The organism is Microbulbifer mixtoriginis (SeqCode) (assembly GCF_052467515.1).
In genome coordinates, this window is sequence record NZ_CP174314.1 from 4,449,880 (window position 1) to 4,473,705 (window position 23,826).

The following is a 23,826-nucleotide window of genomic DNA, read 5'->3' on the forward strand; positions in this document are numbered from 1 at the left end:
ATGTTGTGGATAAATAACTTATTTCAATCCCCACAGTGGCTATGGCTATTCACAGCCCTGATTATCCCTATCGCCATTCATTTGCTGCGCCGAAGTAATCCACAGCAGATCTCCTTTGCTGCGCTGCAATGGGTACAAAGATATTCACAGAGTCGCGCGCGCCGCCCTATTGTGGATAACAAGTGGTTGCTGCTATTGCGCCTGCTAATCGTCGCCCTGCTGACAAGTTTGTTGGCTCAGCCGCTGATTAAACGGGAAATTTATCCCCAAGAGGGCGTGATACTGGTGGACCCCAGAATTGGGGCGGGCGAAGCGAATACATTTATCCACAATTCACTGCCGCAGCTTGTGGGGGAAGGTTATAAAGTGCTGTGGTTATCCCCAGAAACACCTTCCGTAACCTCACCCCCACCACAAAATGTGGACCTGTGGAAAACTCTATCAGCACTATCACGCCGGGCGGATTTGCGTAGGGCTCATATCCTGTTGATAAACAACGGAGTTCCAGCGTCCCACCAGGCACTAAGAGTCAGTCCCCATTGGCAGTGGCATGGCCTCGATAAAGCATCCACAGCTCCGAGCCCGGTATTACCGAGTATCGCTTTAATGGGCAAACCGCCCAGCTGGTGGGCACCAGTGCTGGAAGACTGGCAAAGCAATATGCCGGGACTATCGGTGCATATTCTGGAACGAGAAGAGGTGCCCAGCGTCGAGCAGACAGATTGGCTTATCTACACAGACACCGCTCCCTTGCCACAAATCGTACTGGAGTTTGTTACAGGCGGCGGCCTGTTAATCACCGACAACAGTATCCCCCCTACCGATAATCTCAACTTCGTTGCTGTGGATAACAGCCAGTCAACTCAGGTGGCCTCAGTGGGACGGGGAAGTTGGCTGCGCTACGAAAGTGACTGGTACAGCGAGGTGTTTTATCGCCGCGCAGATTTACCTGAACGTTTATGGCAGCAGTGGTCTGGGCAAGACTGGTCGCTACAGCACGAAAATCGTGGCCACTGGTCTGCTAGCAAAATAATGGCAGGCCTTCCTGTAGAAGACAGCGAGGTGGAAAACCGTCGTATTGAACAACTGCAACCCTGGTTAATTATCGCCCTACTGTTACTTCTGGCTTTTGAACGCCTAATTGTCCTATCGCGACCTGCAGTCATTATGGCAACCGATAGTAACGGGGAGGCCGACCATGGATAAGCGTCAGTTAACCCTTAACGCTGTGCGCAGGCGCTGGCAACTGGCAGCCCTGCGGCCCTATCTCTGGCTTGCCACTGGCCTCAGCCTTCTGGCTGGCTTGGGTATTTTTGTATTCGGCTGGCCACAGTGGCTATTGCTCGCCTGGCTCGGAATTATTGTTGTAGCAATTCTATTGGATCGCAGCTGGCGCCCCAGCCCCGAGAGCCTATGTCGACAGTTGGATGGACAATATCCACAGCTGCAAGACAGCAGCCAGTTGCTTAGCCAACAGAAAACCGCCCTAAGTCCTTTACAGCAATTACAGCGCACGCGTATCGAAACAGCGCTGCAACAACTGCTGGAAAGTGGCGACCGGTCGTTTTTCGGTCCAAAAAAACTCCGCAGTGCCCTGACAAATGCCTTCGGTGCCTGCCTGGGACTATTGTTATTTGTACTGAGCAATTCTCACTTCACCGGGGATAAAACTGAGACCACGCAACAAAATACAGCTATTCCCGTTGCCGAAAAGCTTGCCATAATGCGCGCGGCAACCCATATCCAGCCGCCCGCCTACACTGGGCTCACAGCCGAAAGCCAATCCCTACAAATCGATGTGCCGGAGCAGTCCAAGGTCGAGTGGCAACTCGAATTGAATCAGCCGGTGCAAGGGCTGGAAATGTTGGCTGAAACTGAGCGCTTCGCCTTTTCTCCGCTAGGTAATCTACCCAGTAAAAAATGGCAATTACAACGCACTATCGCTAAGGCAGACTTTTACCAGCTTTCAGTGCAATTCGCGGAGAGCCAAATACTTTTGCCGGAAATCCATAATATTCGGGTGCATAAAGACAGTGCCCCGGAGTTTACCTTTGAGGCACCCAGCCTGCGCGTCGATACCATTCAAGGGAGCTCCCAGGGTATTCCCGTGAAAGTAATCATTAATGATGATTACCAGGTGAGTTCTGCAGATTTATTGGTCACCCTCGCCAGCGGCACCGGGGAAAATTTACGCTTTCGCGAAGAGCGTATTCCACTCACCAGTTTGCAATCCACTGCTTTATCAACAAGCCCCTCGGAAGATAAGAAAGCAGCTCGCTACGATTTCACCCTGCCCATCCACCAGTTTTCCATGGAAGCGGGAGATGAACTCTACTGGTATCTGGAAGCCAGGGATAACCGCGAGCCCAGCGCCAACGTTGCCAAGAGCCAACACTTTATCTTGCGCTGGCCGCAAGAAGAGATTTTCGGGCTGAGCGACAGCGAGGGTATGGCGATTAAAATATTGCCGGAGTACTTCCGCAGCCAACGCCAGCTGATTATTGATACCGAGGCCCTGCTATCCGAGCGAGAACAGCTGCATCCGGAGGCATTTCGCAAACGCGCCGAGGGTTTAGCCTATGAACAGAATTTGCTGCGCATGCGCTACGGCCGCTTTCTCGGCGAAGAGGATTCGGAAGCGGAGCATTCTGACGCAGAGACCGAGGAGCACGATGATGAAGAGGAGTCCGAACACGGCCATAGCCACGATCATACAGAACAAGGTGAGCACCAGGCACATGGCGAAGAAAATGCGACTCCCTTCGTACAGCGGGATTCCCACTTCCAACAGGCAGCACGCATAGTCGCTTCCGCCGGGCATCAGCATGACAGCTCTGAACATGCCACCCTGTTCGACCCCCAGACCAAGGAGCTACTGCGCAACGCGCTGAATGCCATGTGGAGTTCCTGGCGCGACCTGTCGGTTATAGAGCCCCAGGCCTCCCTGCCCCATCAGCACCGGGCTCTGCGCTTTATCAAGGAAGTACAGCAGGCTTCGCGTATTTACTTACAGAGAGTCGGGTTCGAGGCGCCCCCCATAGACGAAAGCCGCCGGCTTAGCGGTGAACGGGAAGACGTAGCGCCAGAAACTGTCGACAGTGCCTTTGAACAAAAACAAAGAGCACAGGTGCTCGCCCTAATGGCCCAGGTAGATGCTGGCGCCGAACTCGATACCGATCTGCTGGTGCAGATAAATGAGCTAGCCACAGAGCAATCATTAGATCTCGGTCTGGAGCTATCCAAACAGCTGCGTTTATACCAGCAGCGCCACCAGCAACCGAATTGCATTGATTGCACAAACTCCCTGAATCAGCTGCTCTATCAGCTACTGCCAGCACCGGAATCTGCGCCTTCACTGCCTTTGCAAACAGAGGCCGACGGCCATTTCAGCCGTTGGCTACACCAGCAAGGGGGGAAATCATTGTGATTGATTTCTTGATACCCGGCCTGTGCCTGTTGGCCTGTTTAGCATCACTCGTACTGTTGCGCCGCCGAGGCGCCAAACCGTTCGACTATGGCCTGCAACTGGCGATTTGGTTGAGTGCCTGGATGCTCTGGCAGCCACCGGCAATCATTCCCGCCGAGCGCAATATCTCTATCGACAGCAAAGCGCTTGCGAGTTCACATCCAATAAATCTCAATGGTGTGGAAAATATCTCCCTCAATGGGGAGCCACTCGGCCGCGACAAACTGCGGGACCTGGCACCAGTGCGCCTGGAGCTATCGAATATCCAGGAATCTGATAGCAGCTGGGAATTCGACTGGCAGCGGCGAATTACCCTGGGTGATTCTTTAAAGTTAAAGGTTCACAACAACCAGCCACTGACTGAAAACCGACAAATTAGTCTGCTCAATCCCTACGGCCATATTGAAGACAGTCTTGAGCTGAAAGTGGGAGAAGCAATTCAGGCACAACTCACTGCCACTCCAAAACTCGCGGGCCCCCAGCTATACCGAGTACGGACGGAAAGCGAAACCGGCGAAATCCATACAGATCCTTTACCCATCCTGGTGCGAGAACCGCTCCAGCCCAAATTGTTACTGTGGCTGGCACGCCCCTCTTTTGAGACGGCAGCCCTCTCTCGCTGGCTGCGCCAATCCGGTGTAACAGCACAAGTGATGACCCAGTTGGCACCTGAAATCAGTAGAAAAGAAACTCTCAACGGCCTTCCACTTACCGGGTCTGCGGATTTATTCACGAATGAAAGTCCCTTCGATTTAGTGATACTCGACAGCAGTTTGTGGCCACAATTTTCTGCTCTGCAAAAGCGTCAGCTCAACGAGCTGGCCACTACAAAGTCACTGTTGTGGTTAGTCACTAGCGATAGCTCTGAAGAGTTTCTCCAGTACGCTACTGCCCAATCCATGCCTCTACAAAAGGAAGAAGCCACCCACTTACATTCCAGCTTTGGCTACCAAAAAGCGGCCAATGCGGAGATTCCCCCACTGCGCAATTCTGGCTTTATAGCCGTGCAGCCCAGCTCCAGTGACTTCTTACTGGATAATGAAGAAACTCCCCTTTTCTGGGGACGTTCAACCCAGACGCAGCACTTGGGTTTTATTCTATTTAGCGACAGCCACCGCTGGCTAACCAGTGGGTTTGCTACTGAATTCGCCAGCCTGTGGAAGTCCATTATTGATTACCAACTCAAGCATTTGGGTAGTCAGCCGCCAGTAACCCTCTCCAATAAGTTACCGCGGACTCAGGAACGCACCACCCTATGCAGCCCACTTTTTTCTAATCAGAGACCAATATTATTAAGCTCCCAAGAAAACTCCCTACCCATCAGTGGTGTCGCCGTAAGTAGTAATTCCCAGGGCCAGTGCTACAGCTTCTGGCCACAGGGTTCTGGCTGGCATCAGCTTAAGACTGATATGGATGGGGAGCCGGTATTAAACTTCTATATCTTTGCCAAACAGGACTGGCCCAAGTGGCAACGGTCCCTAAATGCCAGGGAGGCCCGACAAATGGCCGCCGCACGCTTGGGGCCAGTTGATAATCGTCACTCAGGCAAAATGCCTATTGAGCGCCAATGGCCGGCTTTGATTTTGCTGTTATTGGTCTGCACAAGCTGGTGGAGGGAGCGCAGAATCTTAAACAGGCCCTTATCTTGAAGACTGCGCGGAGGGTTTATTACCCGGCTGCGCCTCCTGCTTGGGGAATATCAGCTGATCGACGGGATAACCCATCGCCTTGGCTTTCTGTATAAATTGCTCCAGTACATCCTTTGGCATAGTTGGGGTGCGGGACAATATCCACAAATAGGATTTGTCATATCCGGACACCATCGCATATTTATAATCATCTGCCAGGGCAATTACGATATAGGAAGAGTAAAAGGGACCAAGGAAAGATACTTTCAAGTGGCCTACATCCTTGGAACCGACAAACTCAGCCCGCCCCTCCGCTAATTGCCAGGCATCACGTGCTTTTGAGTAACCCGTATTGATGACCGCGACGGAACCATCAGGATTGAGGCTGTAGTCCGCAGTTACCAGGGTCAACCCGCGCTCGAAAGAGTGATCCAAACGAGCTATTTCATACCAGTGGCCTAAATAGCGCTGCAGCTGGAAATTCTGTACTGGCTCAACCCCCTCCGGTACCCGCGTGCAGGCACCTAACCACAGGAAGGAAAACAGTAGTATTCCCAGGGAAAACTGCTTCATCTAGCCACTCCCAGCAAATTCACCCTCAAATCAAAATAGAAGACAAGGGTTTCACAAGGTCAGGATAGTTTCGAGAGTTTGTATTTCACCCATAAAAAAACCACCGCAAGGGTGGTTTTTTATCGCTGGACTGGCCAACTTATTTTTCGACGAAAGCGCGCTCAATCACATACTCGTGCGGTACCCCTGCGCGTGTCTCCTTGAATCCCCAGTCATCTAGGATATTGGTGAGATCCTTCAGCATTGCCGGGCTACCGCACAGCATAAAGCGATCCTCTTCAACATTCGGCTTGGGCACATCCAGATCTGTAAAAAGTTTTCCGGACAACATTAAGTCGGTCAGGCGACCGGTATTGCGGTAGGGCTCACGGGTCACAGTCGGGTAGTAGAGCAGTTGCTCGCGTACCATCTCACCAAAATACTCATGCTCAGGTAGCTCATTCTCGATCTGCTCCTGGTAGGCCAGCTCAGAGACATAGCGCACCCCGTGGGTAAGGATTACCTGGTCAAAACGCTCATAGACAGTGGGGTCTTTGATAATGCTCATGAAAGGTGCCAAGCCGGTGCCCGTAGACAGCAACCACAGGCGCTTGCCCGGTAACAGGTGATCCGCAACCAAAGTACCGGTGGGCTTCTGGCTCACATAGATCTCATCGCCCGGCACAATCTTCTGCAGACGAGAAGTCAGGGGGCCATCTGGTACCTTGATACTGAAGAATTCCAGCTCATCTTCGTAGTTGGCACTAGCAATGGAGTAGGCACGCAGCAGTGGACGGCCGTTGTCCTGCTGCAGACCGATCATCGTGAAATGTCCGTTCTCAAAGCGAAAACCCGAATCCCGGGTGGTCTTAAAGCTAAACAGCGTGTCGTTCCAATGATGGACATCCAACACCTTCTCTATATTCAATTTGGACATAAACTTAAAACCGATTATTCCACGAGTCTCTTAATAGTTGAATTTTAGCCCTGGAAGATCTATTGGCAAAGTGGGATATTTCGATATTCATTATCTATTTTAACGATTAAGTGGAGAATTCCCTTTGCGCTATACCTTGCGCCAACTGGAGGTATTCCTGGCCTGTGCCCACCACGAGAATGTGAGCCGTGCGGCAGAGAGCCTGAGCATGTCCCAATCTGCCGCCTCCACCGCCCTGAAAGAGTTCGAACAACAGTTTGAGCTGCGCTTATTCGAGCGCACCGGCAAGCGCCTGCGCCTGAATGAGCTGGGTAGGCAACTATGGCCCAAGGCGGAGGAACTGCTGGAACGGGCACAGGAATTAGAACAGAGCCTCGCCAGTCATCGCGATCTGGGGCGCCTAAAAATAGGGGCAACCCTAACTATTGGCAATTACCTGGCAGCGAATGTAATGGCGCGATACATGGAAGAGCAACCCGGCACACGAGTGGAGCTGGAAGTCGCCAATACCTCGGCAATTACAGAGCGGGTGCTCAACTTTGAGTTAGACCTTGGGCTTATCGAGGGCGAGTTTAATCACCCAGATCTGGAAATGATTCCCTGGCGCAGTGATGAATTGGTCGTCTTTTGCGCCCCCTCTCATCCCCTCGCCAAACGCAAGCGTCTGACAGACAGAGATCTGCTCAAAGCCACCTGGATTACCCGGGAGCCCGGTTCCGGTACACGTCAGACTTTTGAGCGTGCAATGGTCGGACTACTACCAAAACTCCATATTTTGTTGGAGCTTCAACATACAGAGGCCATTAAGCGAGCGGTGGAAGCTGGGCTCGGTATCAGCTGCCTATCTAGAGTCTCTTTAGCTGATGCCCTGAAGCGGGGCTCATTAATCGAATTGCCGGTATCACAGAGAAATTTTCACAGAGAATTTTATTTCGCCCTACATCGACAAAAATATAGAAGTGCGGGGATTGAGCGATGGTTGGAGTTATGCCAATCCATCGAAATCAATTAAATGAACCCTCAATAAGATTGAGTTTTCCGAGCACTACGGTATCAACTGCTAAATTTTAGCTTTTGACGGCAATATACATTTGTCAGTGTCGAGAAATTTAAAGATGACTGATGGGTATAAAATGAATATTGAGTTCCGATATTTCTTTTCAGTAAAAAATTATCTGTCCTAAAGTTCGTTTAACCACTATTGTCAGGCTTTCTTATCTGGTAAATTATCGCGCATAAAAATTCGACAATTTATCAATTTGGCTACATCTGTATACTTCCTGGCAGTTGTAATATTCCTTTGAGGCAATATGAATATCAGCGGATTTAAAGTCGTACTAGCTGGTACAATTTTAAGTATCTCTTCTTTAGCAATGGCAAAAGATGTCATTAAGATCAATTCAGCAGCTCACTATCATGATGAGAAAGTAATTGCTGCCAATATACTTAGTGAATGCCCGAATCTCGGCTCGCAGTTTTCTAATTCGACCCAGAAGTTTCTTAGTAAATATGGATACTATATCTCTTCAACGTCTGAACTAAATCCTCAGTCAGAGGGCTATAGCCTCAAACTAAGTATTCTAAATGCCCTGAGTTCTGGTAACGCTTGGTTAGGACATAGAAAGTCGGTATCTATTGAAGCGGAACTTTACAATAATGGAAAATTAGTAGACAGTTTTACTAATACTAGAAATTCTAGCGGTGGATTTGGTGCAAATTTTAAAAACTCTTGCCAAGTACTCCAACGCTGTGTTCATACACTTGGTAATGATGTAGCGAAGTGGATGAAGAAAAACCACGAAATTTAACCCTAAAATTACCAATAAGATATTTAAATGAAAAACTTTAAGAAAATATTATTCTCTGCGGCTTTTGCATTAACTCTCTCTGGCTGTACCAGTAATCCAGTGATGAATATCCAAGATAGAAGTATTCCTGACCGCCTTGATGGTTCTGCACAAACTCAGGATACCATTAAAAAATCAATTATCGCGGGATGTATAGCAAGAAACTGGACTTGTCGTGAGGTCGCCCCTGGACAAATAATCGCTTCAATTAACGTTCGCAAACATCACGCTGAAGCAGATATCAAATACGATATGGATAATTATAGTATTACTTATAAAGATAGCGACCTGCTTGATTACAATGAAAAATACTATACTATCCACAGAAATTATAATCGCTGGGTACGTAACTTGAATGATGCGATTATTAAGCAGTTATCAATTTAAAGCTTAAGTATTCTCCCAATGATATCTATCATTGGGAGAATACGAGTATTTTTTAAAGCCTTATGCCAACATTTAAGACAAATGGCATATCTATACCATCATTTTTATCAAACAAATTAGCATTTGAAAAGTGCTTCCAAGATACCATTAGTACCAGATCCTCCTTTTTCCTCCAGTTAATTCTTGCGCCATAACCCACCTGCGCCTGAAAAGAAAAGTTGTTCTCTTGGCGTCGATCGCCTAAATAGTTACTAGATATATAACTGGGGCCCAATGCTCGAACAAAGAAAAAGGGTTGCCCCCAACTTCTTTGCCTTGGGTACAGATTTAACTGCGGGTAAATGGAAAAAGCCCTTATGCGTTTATTTTCATCCGCACTAGTACTAATTTCTGTGTAACTTACACCTATATCAATATGCTGCCGATAACTCTTTTTAAACGTTTTAAAGGAGTAGTCTAAGCCAAAGGTCTTGTTATTTTGTTTTGAATCCGGCTGTGGTCCACCACCAAAACTCAACAACAAATCGTCAGCTAATACTGGCTGAGCCAAGAAAATTATTGTAACTACAGCCAGTATCCACTTCATCTACGATCCCTTATTTAAAGGTCACTCATCTATTAATTAAGAAATTCTTTTAAATATTAATGAAGTATTAATTCCACCAAAGGCGAAATTATTACTCATGACATATTCTGTATCGATGTGCTTGCCAGGGCCTTGGATAAATTCCAAGTCAGCACAATCAGAATCAATCTCTGCCAAATTCATTGTGGGATGGAACCAACCATTGCGCATCATCTGGATACTTGTCCAAGCTTCCAAAGCGCCGCAGGCACCCAGAGTATGGCCGGTATAACTCTTGAGGGAACTGATAGGCACAGCACGACCAAACGCATTGCGAGTCGCATGGCTCTCGGCGATATCTCCTCGGTCCGTGGCAGTACCATGTGCGCTGACATAACCTATCTCACTAGCATCTACGCCAGATTGAGCTATAGCTTGCTCCAGAGCCACCTGCATAGTCCCCGACTGGGGTTGAGTAACATGGCTACCGTCAGAATTTGTACCAAAGCCAACAACTTCCGCATAAATTCTGGCTCCACGTGCAACAGCATGCTCATACTCCTCCAGAATCAGCGTGCCAGCACCTTCACCGATCACCAAACCATCCCGGTTTCTATCAAAGGGACGCGGGGTCGCTTCAGGAGTATCATTTTTTGTGGAGGTAGCATAAAGCGTATCGAAAACTGCTGCCTCAGTTGCACACAGCTCCTCTGCACCACCGGCGACCATAATAGTTTGGCTACCATTGCGGATCGCTTCATAGGCATACCCAATTCCCTGGCTGCCAGAAGTACAAGCAGAGCTGGTGGTGTAAACCCGCCCACACAAGCCAAAAAATACTCCGATATTAACCGCTGCCGTATGAGACATCATTTTTATATAGCTGGTGGCATTAAGGCCGTCGGTGCGGTGATTTATCAACATATTGCCGAAATCAGCCACTGCTGACGGAGTGCCTGCTGACGAGCCATATGAAACTCCGACAGCTCCACTTTTGAGAATGGGGTCATCCAACAATCCCGCATCCTGAAGAGCAATTTCACTGGCGCGAACCGCCATTAATGAGACGCGCCCCATGCTGCGAACGCGTTTGCGATTGTAATGAGATGGCTTTTCAAAATCTTTTACTGGGGCACCAAGGCGAGTTTCAAGTCCCTCATACTTGTCCCAGTCCTCCATATAAACAATTCCGGAACGACGGCTCTGCAAAGACTCACTAACCGACTCCCAATCTTGTCCGATAGGAGATATTCCGGCCATTCCTGTAACAACAACACGCTTCATTAGCAGAGACCACCATTTACGGAAATAACTTGACGGGTAATATAAGCAGCCCGCTCATGCATTAAAAAGGCTACAGTCGCTGCGACTTCTTCAGGCTTGCCCATTCTGCGGGCTGGAACCATTTTTAAAATGTCTTCAACCGGCAAATCTTCATCCAGCATATCGGTATCAATAAGACCCGGAGCAACACAATTAACGGTGATTTTTCGTTTCGCCAGCTCCAGTGCGAGCGCTTTACTCGCACCAATCAAACCAGCTTTAGACGCGGAATAGTTTACCTGTCCTCGATTTCCAGCGACGCCAGAGACCGAAGTCATCACAACTATTCGACCGGGGGCACGGCGTCTAACCATGGGCATAGTCAGGGGATGCAAGACGTTGTAGAAACCATCCAGATTTGTGTGAACGACTGAATCCCAATCCTCGGCAGGCATTGCGGGAAAAGCATTGTCAGCAGTTACACCTGCATTGCATACAACCCCATAGTAACAACCGTGTTCATCGACATCTTCTAGCAAAACATCTTTAGTTTGGTTCCGATCACAAATATCAAACTGAAGAATTCTACTTTTACTTCCTAGCTTGGTAATTTCCTCTGCAACCTCTTCAGCTTGGTCACGGCGGCTACGGCAATGTAAAACGATATTATAACCATTTTCAGCTAACTGAAGGGCAATTGCCCGACCTATACCACGGCTTGAACCCGTAACTAAAATCCACTCAGACATTTAATTTCTACCCTTCAAATACTGTTCCACGTTGTCCGGTTGATATACATTTAACCGCGCGCTTTGCTCGATGGAGGGGCCCTTTATTACACACTCAAATGTCGCCATGCCATTCTCAGCCTGCAGCAAACGCTGGACTTCAATCGTCAGTTCATCGCCACAGCGATAACTTTCAACATTTGACACAAATTTACGGGTACCCAATAAAAAGCCCAGGCGAACCTCTTCGCCCCGTTCCTTGGCGTGGTAACCGGAAAATGCCGCGATTGACTGGGCCATATACTCAATTCCCACATAGGCGGGAACACGACCATTGCGAGAAAAAATTCCATCATCTCGGACCCGCAATTTTGCCAGCAGTTGTTCCTCATCTACTGAAACTACTTCATCGAGAAGTGACATATTTCCACTGTGTGGAACCAATTCTCCAGCAGTATATTTTTGCATATATTTTACCTCTGACTGCCCATAATTACCGAGCAGTTACTCCCACCAAACGCGAAGGAGTTACTCATTACGTAGCGCAATCCTCCAGCAGCTTCTTGGCCCTGGCAAAGGTTCAGCCGCACAATCTCTGGATCATAATGCCCATCATACTGATGGGGGGGGAGTTGATCATTTTGCAGGGCAAGCCAGCAAAAGGCCGCTTCAAGTGCACCAGCAGCTCCCAATGTGTGCCCGGTTAAAGGTTTAGTGGAAGAGCAAGGCAGTTGGCTTCCAAACACCCTTTCAACGGCTAAAGCCTCCATAGAGTCATTTTGTGGTGTGCCCGTACCATGGAGATTTAGATAATCAATATCGGTTGCATCCAAGCTCGCATTTTCCAGTGCTCTGCGCATACAGGCCTCTGCACCGCGCCCCTCTGGATCTGGAGCCGACATATGGTGGGCATCAGACGTGGCAGCAACACCGGATAGAATCACAGGCCCAGGTTCTTTGGTCATCACAAATATTGCGCCAGCTTCCCCAAGATTAATACCATCCCGATTAACGCTGAAGGGGTTGGTCTGGCCCGCACTAAGTGCCCCCAGGCTATGAAAGCCACGAATCGTCATGCCACAAAGAGAATCCACACCACCAACAACCACAGCATCACAAACATTGGTAGAGAGAAGGCGCCGGGCACTGGCAAGGGCATTCGCACTGGATGAACACGCTGTAGAAACTGTAAGTTGTACGCCTTGCACACCCAGATACTTTGCGACAAAAGTACTAAGTCCTGCCATTTGCTGTTGAAGCCGGTAATTGTAACCAGTGTCTTTTTTACCACTGAGGTAAGATTCACCAGAATCGATCCCAGAAGTTGAAGTTCCCATAACCACTCCAACTCGGCTTGTACCATATCTTTCAACAAGACTACCGATCTCTGATTCGATTTGGCCCAGTGCAGCCAAAGCCAGCTGATTATTACGGCAGTGATAGGCTTGTAGCGAACTCGGTAATTCTGGCAACTTCTCCTGCACAATACCCAGGTTTCCCTGATAGTTTAATAATCGGTTTTCATCCGGTCGCATAAAAGAGCTATCACCGCTAAAAAGGGGTTTAGCTACCGATTCAGCAGAATTTCCCAGGGTACAGATGATGCCCATATGATTAAGATAGAAATTAGTCATACCTAAAAATTCCTGATGCTTAACCTGTAACCAATTCGTTTGTGCTCAAGCTCAACCTGTGCTTCCCAAATATCATTAGTACTGTAGCGCGCCTCTGTACTTATTTCTCCATTGTGGAAGAGCTGACGGATATAATTCCCCTCAATTACGGACTCTTGCAACTTCCAACCAACAGGTAATTGTTTCTGCAGCTGAGTAACTGGCCAATAGACAAACTGAATGTCTGCTAACAGTTTTTCAGGTGGCAGACTTGCCGCTCTACGCATGTAGTGATGAGTGTTGATCTCATTACCATCATATGCAATATCTAACAAACTCATACCTTCAGGGCTGAGAAGCGAAACCCTCATGTTCTCTGAAGAGAGCAAGGTGGCCGCAATCACTTCGTACACATTGTTTTGATAAACAATACGCAAATGTTGATTCATCTGACGCGGTTGCTCAGCTAAAAGAGGCGCCAAAGACCGGCTTTCAGACTTATCTTTTTCCACCCTTGGGGAAATACAACCCACCAGAGTAAAGATACTAAAATAAAGCACTAACCAGCGGAGCATATTTCCACCAGTGTATTCAATCTACGCTCTGCAGCAGCAACAAAAGGATTTTTCTTATCCCAGGCATAACCTGCCAATATTGAGCAAATCATTCCTTTAATTTCTTTTTGCTCAGTCTGATAAAAAATCACATCCTGAAAACGACCATCATACCAAGCCTTTACATACGTTTTAAAAACTTCAACACCCTGCTTTAAAGGCACAGAAAACTCTTTGTCCCAATCAACGCTCTCTCCAGAGAGTTGACGGTGTAAACATTCAGCGGCTAACTCTGCAGACTTCATTGCGATGGTAACGCCTGAAGAAAATACTGGATCAAGGAATTCACCAGCATTTCCCAAAAGAGCAAAGCCTGGACCTGCCAGCTTGGTTACATTGCTCGAATATCCACGAATACGTTGAATCTCGGTATCAAATTTTGCGTTGTATAAAGTTTTTGCCAGCTCTGGTGCGGCCGAAATAGCACCTTTCAGGATCTGTTCTGGATCCTGTCCCCAAGCCGCGATCTTTTCCTTCTCACCAACAACGCCAACAGAAGCTCTGCCATCGGCGAAAGGTATCAACCAATACCAAATATCTCTCTCATTGGGATTGACTGTGATAAGTATTTTATCTCTGTCAAAATTACTATCAGTAATATTGTCCTCTACATGTGTGAATACTGATTCACGTACAGGAAACTCTGACGGACGATCCAGGTCCAGTAATTTTGGTAGAACTCGTCCAAAACCACTTGCATCCAGAACAAAACGGCCCTGGAAAGCAAGCTCTTCACCATTGTGTTCTGCAATCAGTTCCGCACCATTTTCGGTAATATCCGCTGATACAATAGAATGACGATAATAAATCTTTACTCCCTGGCGCTCGGCTTCATCGGCCAGTATTTTGTCAAACTTGGCTCGCTGTACCTGGAAAGTGGTGCCATGCCCAGGTGTGAATTTTTCACGAAAGTCGAATGCAGTACGGGCACCATCCCATTCGAAAGCAGCACCATTTTTAAACTGGAAGCCTGCGGATTTTACTGCCTCCAACATATCTGCATTTTCAAGAGATTCCATACACTGTGCCAGCAAACTCTCGCCGATAGAGAAGCGAGGAAACATCTCTCGCTCAACGATCGATACACTCCAGCCATTTTTAGCCAACAAAGCACCGGCTACAGCTCCAGCAGGTCCTGCACCAATAATAACAACGTCAGACTTAATTTCTTTCATTGGCTAATATCCCTTACCCCGAGTACAAAAAAATAGAAATGCCAACAACAAAGTTAATACTGTGCCCATAGCCAGGACTAACCCAAAATTTGCAATCGCCGGTGTGCCAGACAATGCTAGCAAACCAAACCCTAAAAAAGTTGTTAACCCAGCCATTGCTATCGCCAGCAGGGTATAATGCTGCTCTGCTTTCCGGCTTGTATGGCTAAATATTGCGTAATCTATACCAATTCCAAAGACAAGTAATAAAGCCGCAACATGAAATAAATTAATTGCTGATCCCTGTGAAATCACTATCGCCAGGGTGCCTAGTACTGCGCTGGATGGAAGTGCAACTATACTTAAGGCTTGCTTTATTCCTGTTTTAGTTGCCGTCACTAAAAATACAACAATGAATATTAATGGCAGTAGTTGCAACAACAGATCACGCTGTTGTGACATCACATTAGAGATACTTCTGGTAGTATCGACATAGGTTACTCCAGGCAGTAACTCTAAAGATGACAAATCTTCTTTTAAGCCATAAATACGTACCACAGAATAACAGTGATTATTTTCACAACCCAGCCATAATCCTTTATATTGCCGACCCGCAACTGGCAACCATTCAGAGAAATTAAAGGTATTGAATGGCTGTATTTTAGAACTTATCTGCTGGTTAATATCTTTTTCAGAATAACCCAATTGCTGATAAAAAGACCTGACAGAATCCCCGCTGTAAAACTTCGACAATAACTTCCAGTCAGCTTCTTGAACCTCTTTTGGAGGTATCCGGTTGGTTACCCCCTGAAAACCACTAATAACTTCCTTTTCTACTAAATTGTCCAGTTGATTTCTAAGTTCCCATTCCCGTGTTAATACTTGTTGCTCATCTTCACCAAAAACCAGAAAGTAACGGGAGTCTGGCCGGGTTCTAATCAGAGAATTAAGGTCTATTTCATCTTGTGTAAGAAATTCTGGAGGCTGGTAAAACAGTTTTAGGTCATCACTAAATTGAATTTTCTGAAGTGCCGCAGCTCCAAAAATCAACAGCCCAATCAATGGAAACAGGTAGTACTTAATATTGAGTTTTGGAAACTGACTGGAAAATGATAAAGGCCTATGCTTGATATTAATCCAGCCTGGGAATAGCAGGATTACAGTCAACCAAGCCCCTATTAAACCACAGCCGACAAAAACCCCTATTTGTTGTAAAAGCGGAAAAGGTGTTAATGCAAGAGAGAAAAATGCCAAGCAGCTTGATATCAAGCCCAGCAATAGCCCAGGTAATATATCCTTATCTTTTGGCTTGCCCAGCCTCAATCTATTACAAATAAAGTGAAATGCGTAATCGATTGCCAATCCAGAAACCGTCGTACCAAATACAAAAGCCAGTATATGAATTTGGCCCAAAATGATAATGACGCCAGATATGCCACTGGCCACGCCACATAGAATTGCGAATGTACAGGCTAGTAGAGGTTTTAATGAGCGAAAGACAACAATACATAGACAGCAAATAGCAAGGATCGAAAGGGAGCCAATCAGGCGTATTTCATCCTGTGCCATAGCAGCAGCATACTCTGTATGCAGGGGGGCTCCAGCTACCAGCAGCGAATAACCATTTTTTTGAGCCCATTGCTTTAATTCTGACTGTAAAGAAAGAAGTGATATATCGCTCTCTCCAGCCAAATCAACTGGTTCTGCCAGCGTATAAAGCAGGGTAAAAACTTTATGTCCTTCTGTATGTACCGGAATTCCATCAAAGACTTGTGGAGTAACTTCAATATCAGCGGTAAAGTAATTGCGAAAAGTTGAGAAAGTATCTTTCTCCAAATCGATTCCAGCGCCGTCAGGCCCGTATAATTTACTCAATTGACGCTGTATAAGTTCCTCTGGCTTAGCGTCTAATAACGCCCTATCTTCAGGGCTGAGTAGCTGTTGGCGCAGAGGAAAGAGCAGCTCCCACTCCTCTTTATAGCTTTCAGAATCGGCCCAACGATATTCAACAGACTCTAAAGATTTAGCGGCCTTAAGTTTCTGCGCCAACTCTTGGGTATGCCTGGCCAGACGTTGTGATTCTTTTCCTTGAGAAACTAAAACCCAAATTAAACTTCCCTGTAATTGCTGACTGACTTTTTTCTGGATGCCAGCACTACTTACCGAGTCGGAGTTATTATCGGCTAATAACAAAATATCTGTTTGCAGCCAGCTGGATTGATAGCGTAATACAGTTATCCCAATAATTACACTAACAAAGGAAAGCCAAATAACAACTCGACGTGACATGGGATTACTTCTGGTTATCTTCTGAGAATTCACTCAGTAGTTGACTGTTATTAGCTTCAACTGAATGTAAATTCATAATATCTATTTCAGTAATTGCCATGTTGGCTTCAGCTAGTACTATTTTCCGAATCTTTTTGTCTCCCACGACTTCTATCGATTCAATAACCTTTCTAAAAGCCTCTTGCTTGGGAATTAAGTTAATTCTCCATTGCTCTTCTGCGATCTGTGGTCCCACCGTAAAAGTCTGATCCAGCTCACTAAAATCACCACTGATAATCTTTAATAGAGGATCAGCTACATGACTTCCTACAATATTGCTATTGACCCGATTTCCGGAATCAGCATCATCTAGTTTAAATATTCGATGGGATTCTATTGGATTCTCTATTCGCCAGCTTAATCCTAACTCCTCAGAAATAGCCAAGACACCTGAAGAAATTAGAGGCCTTGGCAGCTGCGGCAGCTTCTTTGTCTGGGAAAAAGTGCCAAGCATCTGTGGAGATGACACAATATTTTCCTCTATCTCCCGCAAAACTGCCTGCTGCTCCGAAGTTAAAGCAGAAGCTACTGTGGAAAATAGAAAACAAATAACAAATACAACCAAACGCGTAACAGTCATCACTAATTTACCCCCAATTTTTCCAGCAAAATTGGAGGCGATGCGAACAGCATTTCGGCACTACTTATTTCGACAGCTACCTGTACGGTATGTCCTTTTGTTAAGCGTACACCGGTATCTCTATCTGTTATTGTATAATTGATCTTAAATCGATTTTCATATTCAGAAACCTCAGCGCAAATAACAATCCATTGCTGAAATCGTAAAGGCTTTGCATATCGTACGCGCAAATCTATGACCGGCCAGGCAAAACCTGATTCCTTCATTTGTTGGTAGTTATATTCCAACTGATCAAACAATGCACAGCGGGCAATCTCAAAGTACTTTGCATAATGCCCATGCCAGGCTATCTCCATCATATCCACATCGTGGAAAGGAATTTGTAATTCAACTTGCGCCGCCCATTTTTCAGGGCGCATCGATTTATTAGTTTTCATATAAGCGCCAATGTCTTTGCTGAATTAACGAAACAAATTTTCTCAACGGCTGTTCAAGCTCTCTATCTTCCTCCAGAAAAGAAAATTCATCTCCTATCTGCCTGATTGTGGTATTAAGAGCGGTAGATAATTTTTCCAAATCCACTCCCCCACTACGAGCTCGAAGCTGAATGCCCTGCCAAGCAACCATCAGTGCCGCTGCGGTTGTTTGCTCCGTTAACTGTAATACCCTGATACAGTCCCTGGCAGAAATGGTGCCCATACTGACCTTATCCTGGTTATGACACTCCGTTGATCTGGAAAAAACACTTGCGGGCATGGTCTGCTTTAGTGCTTCAGCAGTCCAGGCACTCGCACCAATTTGGACAGCCTTAAAGCCATGGTTAATCGATCTTCGAGGCCCGGTTACACCTGATAGGTTTGCCGGGAGCCCATTATTGAACTTAACGTCTACCAGTTGGGCTATTTGTCGATCCAGTAAATCAGAGAGGTTTGCTACCGCATTCTTCAGGCTATCCATGGCGAAGGCTATATGCCCACCATAGAAGTGCCCACCATGAAGCACCCTTTCATTTTCACCATCGATGATCGGGTTATCATTGGCACTGTTTAGTTCGTTATGAATAAACTGCTGGAGCCAAGGCAGAGAGTCCTGTAATACACCAATTACATGGGGAGCGCACCGAAGTGAATAGCGATCCTGCAATCGGCTATTTTGTCTTGGAGCCGCACCAACATTGAGGTCGTCATGAATCCACTTTGCAATCTGGTTTTGACCGGGGTGAGGCTTCACTGCAAAAAGCGCGCTATCGAAATGATAGGCATTGCCATCCAACGCAACGCTCATCATGGAGGTAATACGAGCACTCAGCTGTGCGAGGTATTCTGCCCGTTTGTAGGCTAAGCACGCTAAGCCAGTCATTGCGGCGGTGCCATTCATTATCGCCAAACCCTCTTTTGGGTATAGCTTTAATGGCTCAATCTGTAATTCATCGAATACCTCTGCAGTATCTCTATGATGGCCTCGGTACCAAACTTTGCGCTCCCCACACAAAACCGCAGCAACATAAGACAGCGGGGTCAAGTCGCCACTGGCTCCCACAGAACCCTCTTGGGGAATTACCGGAATAATGTCTTTCTGAAGTAACAGAACCAATTGCTGCAATAGCCGATATCGGACCCCTGAACTGCCCTTTGCAAGGCTGGTAATCCGGGCTGCGACAATCGCTCTACTCTGCTCAAGAGTAAAGACTTCCCCCATTCCACAACCATGGAAGGTAAATAATCGATGAGGTAACTCTTCCACCAGATCTGCAGGAATACTTTCGGTACAAGAATCACCATATCCAGTGGTTACTCCGTAGATCACACCTTCCTTCTGCCAAAGGCTATCCAGGAACTCGGCACCGCGATTTATCCTTGCGACAAAGCACTCTTCATCAGATAGAGAGATATCGCCACGGCCAGCTGCAATGGTATTTACCTGATCAATAGATAGATCTGTGCCATCAAAGACTATTTGGGTTCGTTGTAGTACTGCTGAATTCATTTTTGCTGATCCCAGAACGGGTAAAAGTTATACCATTGCAAAGGTGCTATATGACAATAGCGTTCCAACCGTCGTGCAAACTCCTCGACAAGAGAGCGAATATGCCCCTCTCTGTCACCGCGTTTCATCACAACGCGATCGCAGAGTTTTTCCATATAAATATCGTATCCGGAAATACTGCGCAGGCAGAAAAGTGTGTACACCGGGCATTTGAGCAGCGCAGCAAGAATATAGGGCCCCTGGGGAAAAGGCGCTTTTCGCCCTAGGAATTCTGCCTCGCAGGTGCGCCCCATTGAGTTAATCGGTGTTCTATCACCGACAATAACAACCAGCTCCCCGGCTTCAACAGCCTCGGAGAGTCGCATCGCTAAAGCGGGAGTTACTTCTGTCACCTGGATAAGCCGCACTTGACTCAGGGGGTTGAGCAGCTTCATCATGCGATTAAATTTCACCGCATGCTTTGTATGCACCAACACATTTACCCGTACCTTTGTCAGGCTGCCAAGTGCCCTGCAAACCTCCAGGTTCCCGAGGTGAGAGCCAATAATTAATCCACCCTGGCCACTAGCGGCCAACTGGTGAAGACCTGCTCTTTCTGGGAAATTTACCTGACTATCCGGGATACCCACAAACCAGGCTTCAAGCTTTTCTCTAGCGCTGTTAGCAAAATTAAGAAAGATTCTAAATCCGGTTTTCCAATTCGGTTCTATACCGCTAGATGGGTAGCGTTTAGTGAATAATTCCAAGTACTCCTGGATCGAATTGCGGCCACTCTGATTTTTTAGGTAATAGCATAAAACTACCGGGTATACCGCAACTTTAAAGGCAATCGGACCCAACCAGTGGTGCAACCAGAATAAGAATTTGATACCCAGGAAAAAGCCTTGTTCCCGGTATTTTGACCAGTGTAAATTACTCACGCTTTTCGCCCTACTGTCGAAATACGCAGAGTTCTGGCCAACATGCCAAAAAATAGACGGGTGTGCATTGCCGATATAAGGAAGTTATCCTCAAATCCCCGGAAATGGGAAACGCCATCTATTGGGTAGCTCACATTAACTGGTACCTGGCAGAGACCGCCTTTGCTCCAATACCACCGTACCAAGATCTCTGGATCAAAATCCATTCGATCACCGGTATACTCGTTATCTAACAAATCTACAGTTCGAGATAAGGGATAACAACGCAGCCCACACATGGAATCCTTAATCTCCAGAGAAAGAGTATTAATCCAGATCCATACATGAGTTAGATAGCGTCCCCACAAACGAACTTTAGGTACTGATTTATCGTATTGCGGATAGCCACAAATCAGTGAATCAGGCCACTTTCTGCTTTTCTCTAGGAATTGAGGTATATCAGCGGGGCTGTGTTGACCATCGGCATCGACTTGAATTCCATGACTATATCCAAGCGCTTTCGCAGCTCGCAGACCACTTTTTACCGCAGCACCTTTTCCACCATTAGCCTGGCGAACAACCAAGTGAACCCGGGAACCGTAGCTCTGCTCTAACCGTTGCAGTTCAATTCTACAGGGTTCATCACAGCCATCATCTACCAGAATGTAAGGCAGGTTAAAGTCATCCAGAGATGCTAGCGTCTCTGCGATTGCCCCCTCATGATTATAAACGGGTATTACAAAACAAAAGTTAGACATGGCTGAAGCACAACCTACCACTACTATATTCTAAATTGCCATCTTGAGTGTTCCGAAAAGAATAATTTAATTTGTTCTTTTCCTGGCTGAACTCCAAAGATAAAGTGACAGCATCACCGGGCATCATTAACTGCTTAAATTTAATCACTTCCATTTGGGTAAACGTACTGCCGGCTTTTACAAGTGGGCGGCCAAAATGCATAGCCCAATCCAGCTGTACTACTCCCGGCACTACCGGTGAGCCTTCAAAATGACCATCCAAGCAAGGCAAATCGTCATTAACCGTAAAATTAACTTCACGAGTATTATCTAATATTTCGCTGCTAATAATCTGTGGCACCATTGCTGCCGGAATTTCATCAAAAAGTTGCATTAGCAGGTCTCTCGTTATTTTTCCCTGTAAGTTAACGGGGATTTCATCAACAAAACGCCAAGAACGTGGCACAGCCACGCCATCAAGATCCTTGGCCAGGGTTTCTCTAAGTTTACGAACAAGAGAAGCCTTTCCTTTCTTTTGTAATAGTTCTTTCCCGGATTCCGTTAGTGTGGCAACAGCGGCAACTATTTTTCTTTTACGCTCCCGAACAAGTGCATTGGCTTTTACAATATATGAGCTACCAACTAATAGGGACTCAACTTGTGTAAGAGAAATTCTTTTCTCTTCAATCTTAACAATGCGATCAGCCCGCCCCTTAAGTTCAAACATACCGTCTGTACTTATTTGTACTTTGTCCTGACAAATAAACTCCTTGGGTAACCACGGAGAAGAGACTTTGAGTAATCCATCGCTGGTTTTTGCAATGTTCACTCCTTTTAGTGGACTCCAACTTTTCTGACGTAATTGATTACGCCAGGCAATCCCCCCGGTTTCAGTGCTTCCATAGACCTCTATAGGCTGGATTCCACACAACTGATCAATCGCCTTTGCGTCTACTTCCAGTAAAGGCCCCCCAGAAGAAAAGATATCTACCAAGGATTTTCCCAACGCCCATGGCCAGGAAGAAATACGGCGGCTTAACTGTGCAGGGCTTGCAACCCACACGGCAGGCCCCCACTTGTGGGCGTCTTGGAGTAATCCCACAATATCCACATAAGTCTTACTAACAAATCGACGCCCGCTGGCTAGTGGCCACAGTAATTTAAACAGTAAGCCATATATATGCTGATGGCTTACTGTTGCCAAAGTAGTTGTATTAGCTACCCGGGGTGACCACTTAAGATTATGGGCCTTAACCTCATTGAGCAGTTGATATAAGGTTTTATCAACGGTTTGTGGTTCACCACTGGTTCCTGATGTGAATAATTGAATACCAGCATCAAAACAACTGGGAACAGAAAGCTCCTCCCTACATTGATCCGGAATATTTATACTAAATGCCGAGCTATCTTCCCAGCTGCCCAGTAATAGGGTTTGCTCACCCAGTTTTTGCTGGGTAAATCGCTTATTATTTGCCGGTATAACAACGACTTCACAACAAGACATAGCAGCAAAAAAGAGCAGGCTAAACTCGTAACTATCTTCACAGAAAATGGCAGCTCTTTTGGACCCAGTTTCGTTAAGGGATTTTTTTAGCTTTCGCTCAATAAATGCCAATTCACGTTTAAATTGGGCGAAAGAAATTTCCCCACGACTTGAATAGCTAACTATTGCTTGGTCATTCGAGTAACCAAACACTTGTTCAAACTGTACTTTGTCCACGGCCTTAACTCACACCTTATTTTGGACACGACGACGCAGTAGCCATTCACCGCCCATCATAGTTCCCATTAGCACATATGAAACAAGGCCATTGTAAAGAGTCCAGACTTTCATATCGCCGTTTAAAACAGTTGCCAGTGCGAGGCTTCCATTAATTAAAAAGAATAGGCACCATGCCTTGGTAACCTTTCGTGTATATAGAATACCTTCAGGTGGTAAATCTGGAGTCTTAAGGCGAGCAAGCCGTTCTACTAATGTTTGTGGTTGACTCAAACTGTATAAAAACAGTGAAAATAAAATCTGGTTACAAAGTACTGGATACCAAAGAAGTCCACTTGAATCGCCCCTTAACCAGGAGACGCCAACAACAAAAGCCAAGGCCACGGCCATTAGCTTGGTGCCAATCGCCTTATTCGCGCCGCCAAACAATACCCTTGAAACCGCAACAATCAACAGCAGTAACAGAATACTACTTAAAGACAAGTATTCTATGCCAAAATAAATTGCCACAGGGTACAGTGTCAGAACAATGACCAATATTAGCTGCGAGAATCGACTCACTTCTCCGCCATTACCTTTTCAATTGCACCAACTACATCTCCAACAGTTCTTACACTTTTGAATTCTTCAGGTGCAATTTTCTTTCCAGTAAGCTCTTTTAAACGAACTATCAGGTCAACCGCATCAATGCTATCTATATCCAGATCATCAGCAAGGTGGGCTTCTTCTGTTATATCCTCTTCATCAACCTCAAACATCTCAACAAGGATTTCGGTCAATTTTGGAAAAATGTCTTCTCTATCTTTCAACATACATATCTCT

General features: G+C 46.4%; 24 protein-coding genes. 6 read left to right on the top strand and 18 right to left on the bottom strand.

Annotated features, from left to right (window positions below):
- The 3 genes from ACJJIT_RS19170 to ACJJIT_RS19180 are packed head-to-tail and all read left to right on the top strand — an operon-like array spanning position 1 to position 5,115.
- Positions 1–1,206, top strand: coding sequence for a BatA domain-containing protein (locus ACJJIT_RS19170; protein ID WP_444899368.1), 1,206 nt, complete (start codon positions 1–3; stop codon positions 1,204–1,206).
- Positions 1,199–3,427 carry a hypothetical protein gene (locus tag ACJJIT_RS19175; protein ID WP_444899369.1) on the top strand — a complete coding sequence of 743 codons (2,229 nt, stop codon included), beginning with the start codon at positions 1,199–1,201 and terminating at the stop codon, positions 3,425–3,427. The genes ACJJIT_RS19170 and ACJJIT_RS19175 overlap by 8 nt, the downstream gene beginning before the upstream one ends.
- Entirely contained in the window at positions 3,424–5,115 is a 1,692-nt protein-coding gene (locus ACJJIT_RS19180; RefSeq protein WP_444899370.1) for a hypothetical protein, read from the top strand. The genes ACJJIT_RS19175 and ACJJIT_RS19180 overlap by 4 nt, the downstream gene beginning before the upstream one ends.
- Here ACJJIT_RS19180 and ACJJIT_RS19185 read toward each other — a convergent pair.
- Together ACJJIT_RS19185 and ACJJIT_RS19190 are read right to left on the bottom strand one after the other, a co-directional pair.
- Positions 5,107–5,667, bottom strand: a complete 561-nt coding sequence (locus ACJJIT_RS19185; RefSeq protein ID WP_444899371.1) for a lipocalin family protein — start codon at positions 5,665–5,667, stop codon at positions 5,107–5,109. The two genes, ACJJIT_RS19180 and ACJJIT_RS19185, sit on opposite strands and share 9 nt — an antisense overlap.
- 139 nt (positions 5,668–5,806) lie before the next feature.
- Entirely contained in the window at positions 5,807–6,583 is a 777-nt protein-coding gene (locus ACJJIT_RS19190) for a ferredoxin--NADP reductase (RefSeq protein ID WP_444899372.1), read from the bottom strand.
- Between the two features lie 124 nt (positions 6,584–6,707).
- Here ACJJIT_RS19190 and ACJJIT_RS19195 point away from each other — a divergent pair, with 124 nt between their 5' ends.
- From ACJJIT_RS19195 to ACJJIT_RS19205, 3 genes are all read left to right on the top strand, one after another.
- Positions 6,708–7,595 carry a LysR family transcriptional regulator gene (locus ACJJIT_RS19195; protein ID WP_252084054.1) on the top strand — a complete coding sequence of 296 codons (888 nt, stop codon included), beginning with the start codon at positions 6,708–6,710 and terminating at the stop codon, positions 7,593–7,595.
- Positions 7,596–7,893: 298 nt separating this feature from the next.
- Complete coding sequence (locus ACJJIT_RS19200; RefSeq protein WP_444899373.1) at positions 7,894–8,391, top strand: hypothetical protein; 498 nt, start codon at positions 7,894–7,896, stop codon at positions 8,389–8,391.
- Positions 8,392–8,418: 27 nt separating this feature from the next.
- Positions 8,419–8,817 carry a hypothetical protein gene (locus ACJJIT_RS19205; RefSeq protein ID WP_444899374.1) on the top strand — a complete coding sequence of 133 codons (399 nt, stop codon included), beginning with the start codon at positions 8,419–8,421 and terminating at the stop codon, positions 8,815–8,817.
- Between the two features lie 52 nt (positions 8,818–8,869).
- Here the strand turns inward: ACJJIT_RS19205 and ACJJIT_RS19210 are convergent, their stop codons facing one another.
- Genes ACJJIT_RS19210 through ACJJIT_RS19285 form a run of 16 tightly spaced genes read right to left on the bottom strand, consistent with a single transcriptional unit; the run spans position 8,870 to position 23,816 of the window.
- Complete coding sequence (locus ACJJIT_RS19210; protein WP_444899375.1) at positions 8,870–9,403, bottom strand: acyloxyacyl hydrolase; 534 nt, start codon at positions 9,401–9,403, stop codon at positions 8,870–8,872.
- A gap of 36 nt (positions 9,404–9,439) precedes the next feature.
- Positions 9,440–10,666 (bottom strand): beta-ketoacyl-ACP synthase, encoded by a 1,227-nt coding sequence (locus ACJJIT_RS19215; protein ID WP_252084050.1) that lies wholly within the window; start codon positions 10,664–10,666, stop codon positions 9,440–9,442.
- Positions 10,666–11,394 (bottom strand): 3-oxoacyl-ACP reductase FabG, encoded by a 729-nt coding sequence (fabG, locus tag ACJJIT_RS19220; protein ID WP_444899376.1) that lies wholly within the window; start codon positions 11,392–11,394, stop codon positions 10,666–10,668. The genes ACJJIT_RS19215 and fabG overlap by 1 nt, the downstream gene beginning before the upstream one ends.
- Entirely contained in the window at positions 11,395–11,841 is a 447-nt protein-coding gene (locus tag ACJJIT_RS19225) for an ApeP family dehydratase (RefSeq protein ID WP_444887675.1), read from the bottom strand.
- A 5-nt stretch (positions 11,842–11,846) separates the two neighbouring features.
- Positions 11,847–13,007 carry a beta-ketoacyl-ACP synthase gene (locus ACJJIT_RS19230; RefSeq protein WP_444899377.1) on the bottom strand — a complete coding sequence of 387 codons (1,161 nt, stop codon included), beginning with the start codon at positions 13,005–13,007 and terminating at the stop codon, positions 11,847–11,849.
- A gap of 2 nt (positions 13,008–13,009) precedes the next feature.
- Positions 13,010–13,561, bottom strand: coding sequence for a DUF3261 domain-containing protein (locus tag ACJJIT_RS19235; protein ID WP_444899378.1), 552 nt, complete (start codon positions 13,559–13,561; stop codon positions 13,010–13,012).
- Entirely contained in the window at positions 13,546–14,775 is a 1,230-nt protein-coding gene (locus ACJJIT_RS19240) for an NAD(P)/FAD-dependent oxidoreductase (RefSeq protein ID WP_444899379.1), read from the bottom strand. The genes ACJJIT_RS19235 and ACJJIT_RS19240 overlap by 16 nt, the downstream gene beginning before the upstream one ends.
- A gap of 3 nt (positions 14,776–14,778) precedes the next feature.
- The gene (locus ACJJIT_RS19245; RefSeq protein ID WP_444899380.1) at positions 14,779–17,043 is read right to left on the bottom strand and encodes an MMPL family transporter; all 2,265 of its coding nucleotides are present in this window, start codon (positions 17,041–17,043) and stop codon (positions 14,779–14,781) included.
- Between the two features lie 4 nt (positions 17,044–17,047).
- Entirely contained in the window at positions 17,048–17,662 is a 615-nt protein-coding gene (locus ACJJIT_RS19250) for a LolA family protein (RefSeq protein WP_444887670.1), read from the bottom strand.
- A gap of 2 nt (positions 17,663–17,664) precedes the next feature.
- Positions 17,665–18,099: an acyl-CoA thioesterase gene (locus tag ACJJIT_RS19255; RefSeq protein WP_444887669.1), complete on the bottom strand. Its 435-nt coding sequence runs from the start codon at positions 18,097–18,099 to the stop codon at positions 17,665–17,667.
- Entirely contained in the window at positions 18,089–19,648 is a 1,560-nt protein-coding gene (locus ACJJIT_RS19260) for an HAL/PAL/TAL family ammonia-lyase (protein ID WP_444899381.1), read from the bottom strand. The genes ACJJIT_RS19255 and ACJJIT_RS19260 overlap by 11 nt, the downstream gene beginning before the upstream one ends.
- A complete protein-coding gene (locus tag ACJJIT_RS19265; RefSeq protein WP_444899382.1) occupies positions 19,645–20,568 on the bottom strand; it encodes an LpxL/LpxP family acyltransferase in 924 nt (307 codons plus the stop codon). Before ACJJIT_RS19265 ends, ACJJIT_RS19260 begins: the two co-directional genes overlap by 4 nt.
- Positions 20,565–21,305 (bottom strand): glycosyltransferase family 2 protein, encoded by a 741-nt coding sequence (locus ACJJIT_RS19270; protein WP_444899383.1) that lies wholly within the window; start codon positions 21,303–21,305, stop codon positions 20,565–20,567. The genes ACJJIT_RS19265 and ACJJIT_RS19270 overlap by 4 nt, the downstream gene beginning before the upstream one ends.
- Positions 21,298–23,004 (bottom strand): AMP-binding protein, encoded by a 1,707-nt coding sequence (locus ACJJIT_RS19275; RefSeq protein WP_444899384.1) that lies wholly within the window; start codon positions 23,002–23,004, stop codon positions 21,298–21,300. The genes ACJJIT_RS19270 and ACJJIT_RS19275 overlap by 8 nt, the downstream gene beginning before the upstream one ends.
- A 9-nt stretch (positions 23,005–23,013) precedes the next feature.
- Positions 23,014–23,565, bottom strand: coding sequence for a hypothetical protein (locus ACJJIT_RS19280; protein ID WP_444899385.1), 552 nt, complete (start codon positions 23,563–23,565; stop codon positions 23,014–23,016).
- Complete coding sequence (locus ACJJIT_RS19285) at positions 23,562–23,816, bottom strand: acyl carrier protein (RefSeq protein ID WP_252084036.1); 255 nt, start codon at positions 23,814–23,816, stop codon at positions 23,562–23,564. The genes ACJJIT_RS19280 and ACJJIT_RS19285 overlap by 4 nt, the downstream gene beginning before the upstream one ends.
- Positions 23,817–23,826 lie beyond the last annotated feature (10 nt).

What these genes read in the sequence shown, in the direction of transcription:
- ACJJIT_RS19215 (WP_252084050.1), bottom strand. Translation starts at nt 10,666, where the DNA reads ATGAAGCGTGTTGTTGTTACAGGAATGGCCGGAATATCTCCTATCGGA.
- ACJJIT_RS19170 (WP_444899368.1), top strand. Translation starts at nt 1, where the DNA reads ATGTTGTGGATAAATAACTTATTTCAATCCCCACAGTGGCTATGGCTA.
- ACJJIT_RS19175 (WP_444899369.1), top strand. Translation starts at nt 1,199, where the DNA reads ATGGATAAGCGTCAGTTAACCCTTAACGCTGTGCGCAGGCGCTGGCAA.
- ACJJIT_RS19270 (WP_444899383.1), bottom strand. Translation starts at nt 21,305, where the DNA reads ATGTCTAACTTTTGTTTTGTAATACCCGTTTATAATCATGAGGGGGCA.
- ACJJIT_RS19200 (WP_444899373.1), top strand. Translation starts at nt 7,894, where the DNA reads ATGAATATCAGCGGATTTAAAGTCGTACTAGCTGGTACAATTTTAAGT.
- ACJJIT_RS19250 (WP_444887670.1), bottom strand. Translation starts at nt 17,662, where the DNA reads ATGACTGTTACGCGTTTGGTTGTATTTGTTATTTGTTTTCTATTTTCC.
- ACJJIT_RS19235 (WP_444899378.1), bottom strand. Translation starts at nt 13,561, where the DNA reads ATGCTCCGCTGGTTAGTGCTTTATTTTAGTATCTTTACTCTGGTGGGT.
- ACJJIT_RS19210 (WP_444899375.1), bottom strand. Translation starts at nt 9,403, where the DNA reads ATGAAGTGGATACTGGCTGTAGTTACAATAATTTTCTTGGCTCAGCCA.
- ACJJIT_RS19190 (WP_444899372.1), bottom strand. Translation starts at nt 6,583, where the DNA reads ATGTCCAAATTGAATATAGAGAAGGTGTTGGATGTCCATCATTGGAAC.
- ACJJIT_RS19255 (WP_444887669.1), bottom strand. Translation starts at nt 18,099, where the DNA reads ATGAAAACTAATAAATCGATGCGCCCTGAAAAATGGGCGGCGCAAGTT.
- ACJJIT_RS19245 (WP_444899380.1), bottom strand. Translation starts at nt 17,043, where the DNA reads ATGTCACGTCGAGTTGTTATTTGGCTTTCCTTTGTTAGTGTAATTATT.
- ACJJIT_RS19260 (WP_444899381.1), bottom strand. Translation starts at nt 19,648, where the DNA reads ATGAATTCAGCAGTACTACAACGAACCCAAATAGTCTTTGATGGCACA.
- ACJJIT_RS19230 (WP_444899377.1), bottom strand. Translation starts at nt 13,007, where the DNA reads ATGACTAATTTCTATCTTAATCATATGGGCATCATCTGTACCCTGGGA.
- ACJJIT_RS19225 (WP_444887675.1), bottom strand. Translation starts at nt 11,841, where the DNA reads ATGCAAAAATATACTGCTGGAGAATTGGTTCCACACAGTGGAAATATG.
- ACJJIT_RS19285 (WP_252084036.1), bottom strand. Translation starts at nt 23,816, where the DNA reads ATGTTGAAAGATAGAGAAGACATTTTTCCAAAATTGACCGAAATCCTT.
- ACJJIT_RS19240 (WP_444899379.1), bottom strand. Translation starts at nt 14,775, where the DNA reads ATGAAAGAAATTAAGTCTGACGTTGTTATTATTGGTGCAGGACCTGCT.
- fabG (WP_444899376.1), bottom strand. Translation starts at nt 11,394, where the DNA reads ATGTCTGAGTGGATTTTAGTTACGGGTTCAAGCCGTGGTATAGGTCGG.
- ACJJIT_RS19205 (WP_444899374.1), top strand. Translation starts at nt 8,419, where the DNA reads ATGAAAAACTTTAAGAAAATATTATTCTCTGCGGCTTTTGCATTAACT.
- ACJJIT_RS19185 (WP_444899371.1), bottom strand. Translation starts at nt 5,667, where the DNA reads ATGAAGCAGTTTTCCCTGGGAATACTACTGTTTTCCTTCCTGTGGTTA.